This is a genomic window from Streptomyces sp. NPDC005496, assembly GCF_042872045.1.
GTDB lineage: Bacteria > Actinomycetota > Actinomycetes > Streptomycetales > Streptomycetaceae > Streptomyces.
Genome location: NZ_JBIAJQ010000005.1, coordinates 240,669 through 253,861 on the forward strand (window position 1 = coordinate 240,669; position 13,193 = coordinate 253,861).

At 71.9% G+C, this 13,193-nt stretch carries 8 protein-coding genes; 6 read left to right on the forward strand and 2 right to left on the reverse strand.

Annotated elements, in window-relative coordinates; all coding sequences use genetic code 11:
* Positions 1-26: 26 nt before the first annotated feature.
* Together grpE and dnaK are read right to left on the reverse strand one after the other, a co-directional pair.
* Positions 27-698 carry a nucleotide exchange factor GrpE gene (grpE, locus tag ACFYQQ_RS17115; protein ID WP_355785525.1) on the reverse strand — a complete coding sequence of 224 codons (672 nt, stop codon included), beginning with the start codon at positions 696-698 and terminating at the stop codon, positions 27-29.
* Positions 695-2,545, reverse strand: coding sequence for a molecular chaperone DnaK (dnaK, locus tag ACFYQQ_RS17120; protein ID WP_355785522.1), 1,851 nt, complete (start codon positions 2,543-2,545; stop codon positions 695-697). The genes grpE and dnaK overlap by 4 nt, the downstream gene beginning before the upstream one ends.
* Before the next feature lie 434 nt (positions 2,546-2,979).
* On the opposite strand from dnaK, the gene ACFYQQ_RS17125 reads away from it, so the two are divergent.
* The 6 genes from ACFYQQ_RS17125 to ACFYQQ_RS17150 all read left to right on the forward strand — a co-directional run bounded on the left by ACFYQQ_RS17125 (position 2,980) and on the right by ACFYQQ_RS17150 (position 13,169).
* On the forward strand, positions 2,980-5,262 hold the full coding sequence (locus ACFYQQ_RS17125) for a heterodisulfide reductase-related iron-sulfur binding cluster (protein ID WP_388904816.1): 2,283 nt from the start codon (positions 2,980-2,982) through the stop codon (positions 5,260-5,262).
* 180 nt (positions 5,263-5,442) lie between these two features.
* Positions 5,443-6,894, forward strand: a complete 1,452-nt coding sequence (locus ACFYQQ_RS17130; protein ID WP_356163772.1) for an FG-GAP and VCBS repeat-containing protein — start codon at positions 5,443-5,445, stop codon at positions 6,892-6,894.
* Positions 6,895-7,473: 579 nt separating this feature from the next.
* The gene (locus ACFYQQ_RS17135; RefSeq protein ID WP_356163771.1) at positions 7,474-8,901 is read left to right on the forward strand and encodes an FG-GAP repeat protein; all 1,428 of its coding nucleotides are present in this window, start codon (positions 7,474-7,476) and stop codon (positions 8,899-8,901) included.
* A 242-nt stretch (positions 8,902-9,143) separates the two neighbouring features.
* Positions 9,144-10,619, forward strand: coding sequence for an FG-GAP repeat protein (locus tag ACFYQQ_RS17140; protein WP_356163770.1), 1,476 nt, complete (start codon positions 9,144-9,146; stop codon positions 10,617-10,619).
* Positions 10,620-10,689: 70 nt separating this feature from the next.
* On the forward strand, positions 10,690-12,042 hold the full coding sequence (locus tag ACFYQQ_RS17145) for an FG-GAP and VCBS repeat-containing protein (RefSeq protein WP_388904817.1): 1,353 nt from the start codon (positions 10,690-10,692) through the stop codon (positions 12,040-12,042).
* Positions 12,043-12,173: 131 nt separating this feature from the next.
* On the forward strand, positions 12,174-13,169 hold the full coding sequence (locus ACFYQQ_RS17150; protein ID WP_355790469.1) for a YIP1 family protein: 996 nt from the start codon (positions 12,174-12,176) through the stop codon (positions 13,167-13,169).
* Positions 13,170-13,193 lie beyond the last annotated feature (24 nt).

The window sequence follows — 13,193 nt, forward strand, 5'->3', positions numbered from 1 at the left end:
GACGTCCCTCCTCCCTCGTGCGTACGTCAGCCCTCGTCCGGGCCACCGCTCTCCTTGTCGTCCGCCGCCTCGGCGGTCTCGGCGGAGTCCGCCTTGACGGTCTGCGCGCCGGGCTGGGGCTCGGCGACGGCCACCCGCGCGGGGCGGATGGTGCGCTCGCCGATGCGATACCCAGGCTGCAGAATCGCCACGCACGTCGTCTCTGTGACGTCCGGCGCGTAACTGTGCATCAGGGCCTCGTGGATCGTCGGGTCGAAGGGCTCGCCCTCCTTGCCGAACTGCTGCAGGCCCATCTTCGCCGCGACGGTCTCCAGCGACTCGGCCACCGACTTGAAGCCGCCGACCAGCTCGCCGTGTTCCCGCGCGCGGCCGATGTCGTCGAGCACGGGGAGGAGCTCGGTCAGGAGGTTCGCCACGGCGATCTCCTTGACCGCGATCCGGTCGCGCTCGACCCGGCGGCGGTAGTTCTGGAACTCGGCCTGGAGCCGCTGGAGGTCCCCGGTGCGCTCGGTGAGCGCGGTGCGGGCCTGGTCCAGCTGGGCCGTCAGGCCGACCAACTGTGCTGCTGCGTCCCCGTCCGGGGCCGCCGCCGCCTCCTCCTCCGAGGAGGGGGTGGCGGCCTGCGGCTCGGCGTCGTCAGAGGTGGCGCCGGAGGGGACGTCAGGCTTCTCTTCGAAACCCGGGGTCTCCTCCGTCACGCGGCACCGTCCTTGCGGTCCTCGTCGACGATCTCGGCGTCGACGACGTCGTCGTCAGCGGCCTTGGGCTGCTCGGCGCCGGCACCTTCGGCGCCACCGGCCGCCTGCGCGGCGTTGGCGTCGGCGTACATCGCCTGGCCCAGCTTCTGGGAGACGGCGGCGACCTTCTCGGTGGCCGTGCGGATCTCGGCGGTGTCCTCGCCCTTGAGCGCGGCCTTCAGCTCCTCGATGCCGGCCTCGACCTCGGTCTTGACCTCGCCCGGGACCTTGTCCTCGTTGTCCTTGAGGAACTTCTCGGTCTGGTAGACGAGCTGCTCGCCCTGGTTGCGGGTCTCGGCGGCCTCGCGGCGGGCGTGGTCCTCCTCCGCGTACTTCTCGGCCTCCTGGCGCATCCGGTCGACCTCGTCCTTCGGCAGCGAGGAGCCGCCGGTGACGGTCATCTTCTGCTCCTTGCCCGTGCCCAGGTCCTTCGCGGTCACGTGCATGATGCCGTTGGCGTCGATGTCGAAGGCGACCTCGATCTGCGGGACGCCGCGGGGCGCCGGCGGCAGACCGGTCAGCTCGAACATCCCGAGCTTCTTGTTGTACGCCGCGATCTCGCGCTCGCCCTGGTAGACCTGGATCTGCACGGACGGCTGGTTGTCCTCGGCCGTCGTGAAGATCTCGGACCGCTTGGTCGGGATCGTGGTGTTGCGCTCGATGAGCTTGGTCATGATGCCGCCCTTGGTCTCGATACCGAGGGACAGCGGGGTCACGTCGAGGAGCAGGACGTCCTTGACCTCACCCTTGAGCACACCGGCCTGCAGGGCGGCGCCGATGGCGACGACCTCGTCCGGGTTGACGCCCTTGTTGGCGTCCTTGCCGCCGGTCAGCTCGCGCACGAGCTCCGCGACGGCCGGCATACGGGTGGAGCCGCCGACGAGCACGACGTGGTCGATCTCGGACAGCTGGATGCCGGCGTCCTTGATGACGTTGTGGAACGGCGTCTTGCAGCGCTCCAGCAGGTCGGCCGTCAGCTGCTGGAACTGAGCCCGGGTGAGCTTCTCGTCCAGGTGCAGCGGGCCCTCGGCGGAGGCGGTGATGTAGGGCAGGTTGATCGAGGTCTCGGTGGACGAGGACAGCTCGATCTTGGCCTTCTCGGCAGCCTCGCGCAGACGCTGGAGAGCCATCTTGTCCTTGGAGAGGTCCACGCCGTGGCCGCTCTGGAACTGCTTCACCAGGTAGTCGACGACGCGCTGGTCCCAGTCGTCACCACCGAGGTGGTTGTCACCGTTGGTGGCCTTCACCTCGACGACGCCGTCACCGATCTCCAGCAGCGACACGTCGAAGGTGCCGCCGCCGAGGTCGAAGACGAGGATCGTCTGGTCGTCCTTGTCGAGCCCGTACGCCAGGGCGGCGGCCGTCGGCTCGTTCACGATGCGCAGCACGTTCAGGCCGGCGATCTCGCCGGCCTCCTTCGTGGCCTGGCGCTCGGAGTCGTTGAAGTAGGCCGGGACGGTGATGACCGCGTCCGTGACCTTCTCGCCCAGGTAGGCCTCGGCGTCCCGCTTGAGCTTCTGCAGGATGAAGGCGCTCATCTGCTGCGGGTTGAAGTCCTTGCCGTCCAGGTTGATCTTCCAGTCAGTGCCCATGTGGCGCTTGACCGAACGGACCGTCCTGTCGACGTTCGTGACCGCCTGGCGCTTGGCGACCTCGCCGACGAGCACCTCACCGTTCTTGGCGAAGGCGACGACGGACGGCGTGGTCCTGGCGCCCTCGGCGTTGGTGATGACGGTGGGCTCGCCGCCCTCCAGAACGCTGACGACGGAGTTAGTCGTGCCCAGGTCGATGCCGACCGCACGTGCCATGACAATTCCTCCAGCTGACTTGAGTGGAACGGACTCAAGTGTGCATCACGTCCGGCGCGTGGTCAACAGAGCTGAGTCGAGTGGGCTCAACTCTTATCCGTTCCTTACGCGCAATGAAGCTTTGACCTGGGATTTCGATGGGCCCGCCGACGCGTGTGCCGGGACAATTCGACACCGGGTGCCCCCGAAGCACACACCCACGCAGGGAACGAATACCGCAATATGGTGTGAATGACAGGATCCGGTTCCACCGGGCGGGCCGCGACCCGGCGGCGCGGGGCGGTGCGGCGCCTGAGGCAAGCCTCAGCGACACAGATCACCGCCCGCCTGGCTACAGTGCGGCGCTAGAAATGGGTAGTCTCAGACGGACTGCATAAGTTACCGCTTAGTAATCACTTTCGAAGCACCACCGCGCAGGCCCGAGGAGCCCCCAAATGCAACTCGCCGCGATCATTGTGTCGCTGGTACTCGCCGTCGTCGGCGCGGCGCTGTTCGGCCGAGCCATCGCACAGATCTACCGTTTCGTGCGGCTCGGCCAGGACGTCCCCGCGGGCATCCGCACCGACGACTGGGCAGCGCGTACCGTCACGGTCGTCAGGGAGTTCCTCGGCCACACCCGGATGAACCGCTGGGGCGTGGTGGGCGTCGCCCACTGGTTCGTCGCCGTCGGCTTCTTCTCGCTCGTGCTGACGCTCGTCAACGCCTTCGGCCAGCTCTTCGAGGCCGACTGGGTGCTGCCCGTCCTCGGGCACTGGCTGCCCTGGGAGCTGTTCGTCGAGTTCATCGGCACGATGACGACGCTCGGCATCCTCACGCTCATCGTGATCCGCCAGCTGTCGCTGCCCACCCGGCCGGGCCGCAAGTCCCGCTTCGCGGGCTCGAACTTCGGCCAGGCGTACTTTGTCGAGGCCGTCATCCTCATCATCGGCCTCGCGATCATGACGCTGCGCGGCCTGGAGGGCGCCCTCACCGGCGTGGACCACTACGAGGCCGCCTACTTCGCCTCGTACCCCCTGGTCAGCGCCTTCAGCGGACTGAGCGTCGGCACCCTGCAGAACCTCGTCTACCTGACCGCGATGATCAAGATCTCGACGTCCTTCATCTGGATGATCACGGTCTCGCTGAAGACGGACATGGGCGTCGCCTGGCACCGCTTCCTGGCCTTCCCCAACATCTGGTTCAAGCGCGACGCCAAGGGCGGCACCTCGCTCGGCGGACTGCTGCCGATGACGTCCGGCGGCAAGGCGATCGACTTCACCGACCCCGGCGACGACGACGTCTTCGGCGTCTCCCAGGTGGAGCAGTTCTCCTGGAAGGGCCTCCTCGACTTCTCGACCTGCACCGAGTGCGGCCGCTGCCAGTCGCAGTGCCCCGCCTGGAACACCGGCAAGCCGCTCTCCCCCAAGCTCCTCATCATGTCCCTGCGCGACCACGCGCACGCCAAGGCGCCGTACCTGCTGGCCGGCGGCGGCAAGGACATGGAGGGCAACGAGAAGGCGTCGGCCGAGGCCCTGAAGGACGTGCCCGCCGCCGCCCTCGCGGAGGCCGAGCGCCCGCTGATCGGCACGCTGGAGGAGAACGGCGTCATCGACCCGGACGTCCTGTGGTCGTGCACCACCTGCGGCGCCTGCGTCGAGCAGTGCCCGGTCGACATCGAGCACGTCGACCACATCGTCGACATGCGCCGCTACCAGGTGATGATCGAGAGCGCGTTCCCGTCCGAGGCGGGCACGATGCTCAAGAACCTGGAGAAGAAGGGCAACCCCTGGGGGCTCGCCAAGAAGCAGCGCCTGGAGTGGACGAAGGAGGTCGACTTCGAGATCCCGGTCGTCGGCCGCGACATCGAGGACCTCACCGAGGTCGAGTACCTCTACTGGGTCGGCTGCGCCGGCGCCTTGGAAGACCGCGCCAAGAAGACCACCAAGGCCTTCGCGGAGCTGCTGCACATGGCGGGCGTCAAGTTCGCGATCATGGGCGGCGACGAGAAGTGCACCGGTGACTCCGCCCGCCGTCTCGGCAACGAGCCCCTGTTCCAGGAGCTCGGCATGGAGAACGTCATGGCGCTGAACATGGCGTTCGGCGAGGAGACGGACGACGAGGGCAAGGTCGTCCCCGAGTCCGCGAAGCCGAAGTCCGCGAAGAAGATCGTCGCGACCTGCCCGCACTGCCTCAACACCCTCGGCAACGAGTACCCGCAGCTCGGCGGCGACTACGAGGTCATCCACCACACCCAGCTGCTCCAGCACCTCATCGACGAGGGCAAGCTGCTGCCGGTCACCCCGGTGGACGGTCTGATCACCTACCACGACCCCTGCTACCTGGGCCGGCACAACAAGATCTACACGCCGCCGCGCGAGATCATGTCCGCCGTCCCGGGCCTGCGCCAGCAGGAGATGCACCGCCACAAGGAGCGCGGCTTCTGCTGCGGCGCCGGCGGCGCGCGGATGTGGATGGAGGAGCGGATCGGCAAGCGCATCAACAACGAGCGGGTCGACGAGGCCCTCTCCCTCAACCCGGACATCGTCTCCACCGCCTGCCCGTTCTGCCTCGTCATGCTGACCGACTCGGTCAACGGCAAGAAGAACGACGGCAAGGCCAAGGAGTCCGTCCAGGTCGTGGACGTCGCCCAGCTGCTCCTGGACTCCGTCAAGACCCCGGCCGACCCCACGGGCCCGGCCGAGGCCGAGAGCACCCCGGAGCCCGAACCCGCCAAGTGAGGCCCGCCGCCCCGGAACGGCGGCCTCGCCGGCCCCGCGCCGGCGCGGCTCCCTGACGAGAAACACCCCATGTCCCCGCGCGAAGCCGGGACATGGGGTGTTCTCGTCCCCGGGCCCGGCAGGGGCCATCATGGGCGGATCGTGGCGCGAAGGCCACCACCGGACGAGCCTGGAGTCGCCTTGATACGTCTGCGTACCGTGCTGGCCTGCGTGCTGGTGTTCGCCGCCGCCACCGGCTGCGGCGCGGACGAGCCCTCGTCCGACCGCCCCGCGCACGGGCGGCCCCCGGCCGGGAAGCCCGCCGCGGATCCCGACCCGGGCGACTTCAACGGCGACGGCTACGACGACTTCGTCACCGCACTGCAGGCGAAGTCCGCGGGGGACAAGGAGTTCACCCCGAGCCTGATCGTCGTCTACGGCTCGCGGAAGGGGCTCGCCCCGGCCTGGACGAGCCGAGCCCGAGTGGCCGAGGGGCAGGAACTCATGTCGGCGCCGCTGCGAGCCGACCTCGACGGGGACGGTTTCACCGACCTGCTGGGCAGCCGCGGCAAAGAGCTGTCCGGCGCGCGGGCGTTCGCGATGTTCGGCGGCCCGCGCGGCCTCGGTCCGGCCCGCGTCCTCGACCTGCCCGAGGGCTTCCGGCCGCTGGCCGCCGCCGACTTCGACGGCGACGGGGCCGTGGACCTGCTGGACGGCGGGCGGGGCGGCACCGGGGACATCGGCTCCAGGGAGCCCGGCACCGGCGGGAGCCTGCGGTACGGGCCCTTCGACCGCGCCGGCACACCCCGGCGCACGGCGGCCCTCGACGTGAACCAGCAGGGCTACAGCACGCCGCGGGCCGCCGCGACCGGCGACTTCGACGGCGACGGCCGGGCGGAGGCCGTCCTCACCTACTCCTACGACGCCGAGCAGGACGACTCCGCCCCCGCAGGACTGCACACCGTCGGCGTCTACGAGGGCGGCGAGCGGGGTCTCGTCCGCGACACCCGCCTGGAGGAGCGCATCGGCCGCGCGCTGTCCACCTTCGACGGCCCGCGCACCCCGCGCGTCGGCGACGCGGACGGCGACGGCACCGACGACCTGCTGCTGCCGACCCAACTCGTCGTCGCGCCCGCCGACATGCCGGGCACCGGCGGCGCGGTGACGATCCTCTACGGCGCCCGCTCCGGCCTCGGCACGGGGCGCCCCGAGACCGTGATCGGCGACCGCACCGGTGACCGGCGGCGCGTCGACTTCGGCTCGGGACCGGCCGTGGGCGACGTCGACGCCGACGGCCGTCCCGACCTCGTGGTGAACACCCCCGACTTCCGGCGGCACGACGGCAAGGTCACACTGCTGCCGGGCGGAGCGGACGGGGTGCCGTCCACCGCCGGGGAGCAGTCGGTGGACGCCGGGACCGAGGGGCTGCCCGGGACGCCCAACCCGCACTACTGGAACGCCTTCGGGCACGAGCCGCCTCTGCTGGACGTCGACGACGACGGCCACGCCGACGCGGTGGTCTTCGGGCCGCTGTACGAGAAGCGCGCGGGCGCGTTCCTCGTACTGCACGGCTCGGACGCCGGGTTCGACCCGAAGGGGGCGCGGCTGTTCACCCCCGAGGACATGGGCCTGCGGCTGCGGCCCGCCAACTGACCGACCCGGGAACGCCGAGGCCGGCCCGAGGGGCGGTCCCGCTGCGGGCCCGGGCGAGGCCCCCCTGCGGCCCGGCCGGGCGGGGTCCCCCTGCGGGCCGGAGGACATGGGGGCCGCCCCTCGCGGCGCTACGGCCGTGCGTGCCCTTTTCCAGGACCACCGCCGCGCGTACCGCTCCCGTCCGGGACCACCACCGCGCGCGTACGGCTCCCCTCCAGGCCGGTCCCCCAACCACCCGGCACGGAGGCGGAGTTAACCCCGTGGCCATCCGGGCACAACCCTTCGTCCACCTCGTGAGTCACACCGGGGACACCCGTATGCCCCTGTCCCGGGAGTGGCCCATGCGCGCACCGAAGCAGGCCGTCGCGACGACGTGGCGGCCGCCGCCCCTCACCCGTCGCGCGGGCCCCGCCGACCACGTCCGCACCGTCACGCCCGGACCGCGCTGACCCCCGGTCCGGACACCCCCGCGGCCCCCGCCGCCGACCGCTCCCGGCGGCCGAGCCCCCGGCTCCCGTCCGGCGGCCTCCCCGGACCGCCGTCCCACACCCCTCCCCCGTCGCAGAAGCTGGAGTCCCCGTGACCCGCAGACCCCTCCCGGCCGCCGTGCTGTGCACGGCCGTCGTCCTCGCCGTCGCCGGCCTCTCGTCCCCCGCCGCCCTCGCGGCTCCCACCGGCCTCCAGGGCGACTTCAACGGCGACGGCTACGCCGACCTCGCGGTCGGCGTCCCCGGCGCCACCGTCTCCGGCCAGGCCAAGGCCGGTTACGTGAACGTCGTCTGGGGCGGGCCCCAGGGCCCCGGCACCGCCGGCTCGGCCACGGTCAGCCAGGCCACCTCCGGGATACCGGGCACCGCCGAGGCCACCGACCTGTTCGGCGCCCGGGTCGCCGCGGCCGACGTCGATGCGGACGGCTTCGCCGACCTGCTCGTCGGCGCCCCCGGCGAGTCCCTCAGCGACAGCGCGTACGACGAACACGGCACGCTCACCGTCGTGTTCGGTTCCTCCTCCGGCTTCCGCAGCGGCGGAACGGTGGCCGCCAAGGGCGCCGGGGACGCCGACCGGCTGGGCGCCCTGTTCACGGCCGGCGACTACGACCACGACGGGGACACCGACCTCGCGATCGGCACCAGCGGCGAGGAGGGCGGCTCACTCCTCTTCCGCCCCGGCCCGCTGACCTCCCCCGCCACGACGACGCTCCTCGACGGCTACGACTTCGCCGGTGCCGACGACCTGGCCACCGGCGACTTCGACGGCGACGGCACCGACGACATCGCGGTCACCTGGTCCGGCATGGAGCTGTACGGCACGGCCGTCTGGTCCCTCGCGGGCGGCGAGCCCGCCGAGGTCTGGCGCACCGGCGACCACGCCGCCTCCCTGGCCGCCGCCGACCTGAACGCGGACGGCGCGGACGACCTGGTCCTCGGCCACCGGCGCGACAACCCCGAGGCCGACGTGCCCTCACCGTGCCCGGACGAGTCGAGCGGCGCGGTCCTCGTCCGGTTCAGCGCGGGCGGCCTGCGCGACGGCTCCGACGTCTGCCTGTCCCAGTCCTCGGCCGGGGTCCCCGGCACTGCGGAGGCGGGCGACGCGTGGGGCTCCTCGGTGGCGGTGGGCGACCTGGACGGCGACGGGGCGCCCGAGCTCCTCGTGGGCGCGCCCGGTGAGGACGTCGGCTCGCTGGAGAACGCGGGCTCGGTCACCGTGCTGAACGGCACGGGTACCGGCCCGGTCTCCGGCGGCGTCACGTACACGCAGAACACCCAGGGCGTCCCCGGCACAGCCGAGGCCGGCGACCTGTTCGGCGCGACGGTCGCCGCCGGCCGGTACGACCTGGACGGCCTCGCGGACCTCGCCGCCGGCGCCCCCGGCGAGAACTCCGCCACCGGCGGTGTCTGGTACGTCCCGACGACGGACGACGCGTACCCGGTGGGCGCGCGCTCCCTCACCCCGCGCGGCCTCGGCCTGACCGGCGCGAAGGCGTACGGCACGGAACTCGGCCGCTGACCGCGGGCCGGTCCCGCCGGGGACCGGCCGACGGCACCGCGTGGGGCGCACAAGTCACGTGCGCCCCACCGGGAACAGAAGTTCTTCGAAATCACGTACAACCCTTGGATCACTCCGCGGGTCTCCTGTTCGCCGACCGCCCCGTTACGCCCAGGACAACTCCAGGAGAACGCGGGCGACGAGCACCCCATCGACTGTGGACGCCCGCCAGGCGTTCCCCGCATGCCGCAGGAGAATCCCGCATGCACAAGCACTTCCGCATCGCCCTCGCGACGGCCGCAGCGGCCACGCTGACGGGCGGCCTGCTCACCTTCACGACCACCACGGCCCTGGCCGCGGACTCGGTCCACCACCACGAGGCCGACTTCAACGGCGACGGCTACGGCGACACCGCGTTCTCCGCGGGCGACGCCACCGTCGGCGGCAAGAAGGAGGCCGGCCAGATCGTCGCCCTGTACGGCTCGGCGACCGGCGTGACCTCGACGAACCGCACGACCGTCAGCCAGAACACCACGGGCGTCCCGGGCTCCGCCGAGACCGGCGACCACTTCGGCTGGGTCAGCGCCTACGGCGACTACAACTCCGACGGCTACGACGACCTCGCCGTGTCGGCCTCGTACGAGGACGTCGACGGCGACACCGACGGCGGCACCGTCCTCGTCCTGTGGGGCTCCTCGCAGGGCCTCACCGGTGGTACGACGATCAAGGACCCCGCGGTCTCCTCGCACGACCGCTGGGGCAAGACGCTCGCCGCGGGCGACTACGACGGCGACGGCAAGGACGACCTCGCGATCGGTTCGAGCGAGAGCACCATCTACGTCTACAAGGGCGGCCTCACCCCGGCAGGCGGCTACGGCGCCCGCGCCACCGTCAAGCCCCCGATCCAGTCGGGCGGCCCCACCGGTCCGATCAACCTGACCGCGGGCGACGTGAACGGCGACGGCAGGACCGACCTGGTCGTCGACGGCTACGAGACCGACAGCACCGCCGGCTGGAACACCAACTACTACATCCCCGGCTCGGCCTCCGGCCTGGTGTCCTCCGGCGCCGTGGAGCTCAAGCGCGGTGTGATCACGGGCATCGGCGACGTGAACGGCGACGGCTACGGCGACATCGTGACCGGCCAGGACTGGGACCCCTCCACGGACGACGACACCCCCTCCGTGCCCGAGTCGGTGACCGGCGGCAAGGTCCACGTCATCTACGGCTCCTCCGCCGGCCCCGACTACACCGTGGCCGTGAGCCAGAACTCCGGCTCGGTCCCCGGCGATTCCGAGCGCGGCGACTGGTTCGGCGGCGAGCTCTCGCTCGGCGACATCAACGGCGACGGGTTCCAGGACCTGGCCGTCGCCGCCGCGGGCGAGAACCTGAACAGCGTCGTCAACACCGGCGCCGTGACCGTCCTGTACGGCTCCGCGTCCGGCCTCGACACCGGTTCCGGCGCGCAGTACTTCGCCCAGTCCACGGCCGGCGTCCCCGGCTCGGACGAGAGGAACGACTACTTCGGCGCCGAGGTCAAGCTCACCGACGTCACCCACGACGGCCGCGCGGACCTGCTGGTCGCCGCGAGCGGCGAGAACGACTTCAACGGCTCGGTCACCTACCTGCCCTCCGGCGGCACGAAGATCACCACCACCGGCGCGCGCGCCCTGGCGCCGTCCGCGGTCGGCGTCTCGACCGACGGCTACCCGGTGTTCGGCGCCAACGCGGCCAACTGACCCACGCCTTCCGCCTGTCGGGCCCGCGCCGCTCCCGGCGCGGGCCCCCTCCCACTTCCGGAGCCCTCGCATGCGCCTGCGCACCACCACGGCCCTCGCCGCCCTCCTGGCCGCGGGAACCGCCCCCGTGACCCTCGCCGCCCCCGCCTCCGCCGCCGTCGCCAAGCACTACGACGACTTCAACGGCGACGGCTACCGCGACCTCGTGTACGGCAGCGCCTACGCCGGTGTCTCCGGCGCCGGCGGCTGGGAGGGCGGCGCCGTCACCGTCGTGTACGGCAGCGCCTCCGGGCTCGACACCGCGCACCCCCAGGTCGTCCACCAGGACAGCCCGGGCGTGCCCGGGACGGGCGAGGAGGACGACACCTTCGGCGAGAGCCTCGCGAGCGCGGACCTCGACAAGGACGGTTACGCGGACCTCGTCGTCGGCAACCCCATGGAACACGTGGGCAGTTACGAGTACCGCGGCTCGGTCACGATCCTGTGGGGCTCCCGCTCGGGGCTGAGCGGCGGCACCAACGTCACTCCCCGGTCCGGGGCGTACGGCCACTTCGGCCGCGACGTGGCCACCGGCGACTTCACGGGCGACGGTTCGCCGGACCTCGCGGTCGTGGGCGGCGAGGAGGCGTGGCTGTACCGGGGCGCCTTCACCCGTGCGGGCGGCACCGGCAGCGTCAGCAAGATCGACAAGGTGGACGGCGGCTGGTACTCCGGCGGTCTGGCCGCCGGCAAGGTCGACGGCGACGGCAAGGCCGACCTGATCGTCCTCGGCGACCAGTTCTACGACGGCGCGGACCACCACCGGGCCTGGTTCCTCAGGGGCACGGCGAGCGGCCTGTCCTCGGGCCCGTCCAAGACGCTCGGCAGCGCGCCCTACGAGGCCGCCGTCGGCGACTTCGACAAGGACGGCTACGGCGACGTCGCCCTGGCCCTGCCCGACGCGAGCGGCGGCAAGGGCGCGGTGACCGTCTGGAAGGGCACGTCCGCCGGACCGGGCGGCTCGGCCACGTACACCCAGGCCACCTCCGGCGTCGCGGGCAGCCCCGAGGCGGGTGACGACTTCGGCTACGACGTCACGGCGGGCGACACGAACGGCGACGGGTACGCGGACCTCGCGGTCGGCGTACCCCACGAGGCCGTGGACGGACGGGAGTACCAGGGCGGCGTGCACCTCTTCCGGGGCGGCCCGGGCGGCCTCGGCGGCACCCGCTCCTCCTGGATCGCGCAGTCCGTCATGGGCGCCCCCGACTCCCACACGTCCTTCGGCTACACCGTGCGCCTGCGCGACCTGGACGCGGACGGCAGGGCGGACCTCGCCGTCGGCGCGGCCACCGGCGGTCTCGTCCTGCGCGGCACCGCCACGGTCCCGTCCGTGTCCGGCCCGGCGGTCCTGCCCGAGTTCGGCGGCACCTTCACCGACTGACCCGAACGCCCCGGGTGCGGGGTCCCGGGACCCCGCACCACCACGTTGGGCCTACCCGGAGCGTCAAGCGCGCTCGCGTACGGGAAGACCCTGAGCAGCCACTGAGACCAGGCCCGTTGCCCCCTTAGGGGATGTCACAGCTCGGCCGCAAAGCCGGGTCCATTGCCCCGGCCCCGGCACGTCACTCTCCGGGACCAGGTACGTTCGATTACGTGGCTGGATTCAGGATCGGACGCGGCCGGGACAACCGCACCCCGCAAGGGCGACCGCAACAACACCCGCGGCAGCAGCCGTACGGACAGCAGGCCCCCCAGGGCCAGGGCTCGACGTACGGCTACCCACCCGCGCCGCAGCAGCAGTACGGCGGACAGCCCTACGGCGGTCAGCCGAACGGCGGCGGGTGGCCGCAGGGCGGCCAGGGCGAGCCGGAGTACTTCGGCGACGACGGCCGCCAGGGCTACCAGCAGGGGCCCGACCCGTACGCGGCCAACCAGCCGGGGCACACCCAGGCCTTCGCGATCGGCGAGGACCCGTACAACCAGGGCGAGACCTACCGCGCGGGACAGGCCCCGGCCCCGCCGGTCGGCCCCCGTCTGCACTGGAAGGACCTGCTCAAGGGCATCGTCCTCCGCCCGAACCAGACCTTCCTGCAGATGCGCGACTACGCGATGTGGGGCCCCGCGCTCGGCGTCACGTTCCTCTACGGCCTGCTCGCCGTCTTCGGCTTCGACGGCGCCCGCGAGGACGCCATCAACGCCACGCTGTCCAACGCGGTGCCGATCGTCCTCATCACCGGTGTCGCGATCGTCCTCAGCACCTTCATCCTCGGCGTGGTCACCCACACCCTGGCCCGCCAGCTCGGCGGCGACGGCGCCTGGCAGCCGACGGTCGGCCTCTCCATGCTGATCATGTCGATCACGGACACCCCGCGTCTGCTGGTCGCCATGTTCTTCGGCGGCGACGCCTCCTTCGTGCAGCTCCTCGGCTGGGTGACCTGGCTGGCGGCCGGCGCCCTGCTCACGCTGATGGTGTCCCGCAGTCACGACCTGCCCTGGCCCAAGGCCCTGGGCGCGTCGGCGATCCAGCTGATCGCCATCCTGTCGATCGTCAAGCTCGGCACGTTCTGAGCGCACCGGCACCCGGGCCCGTCC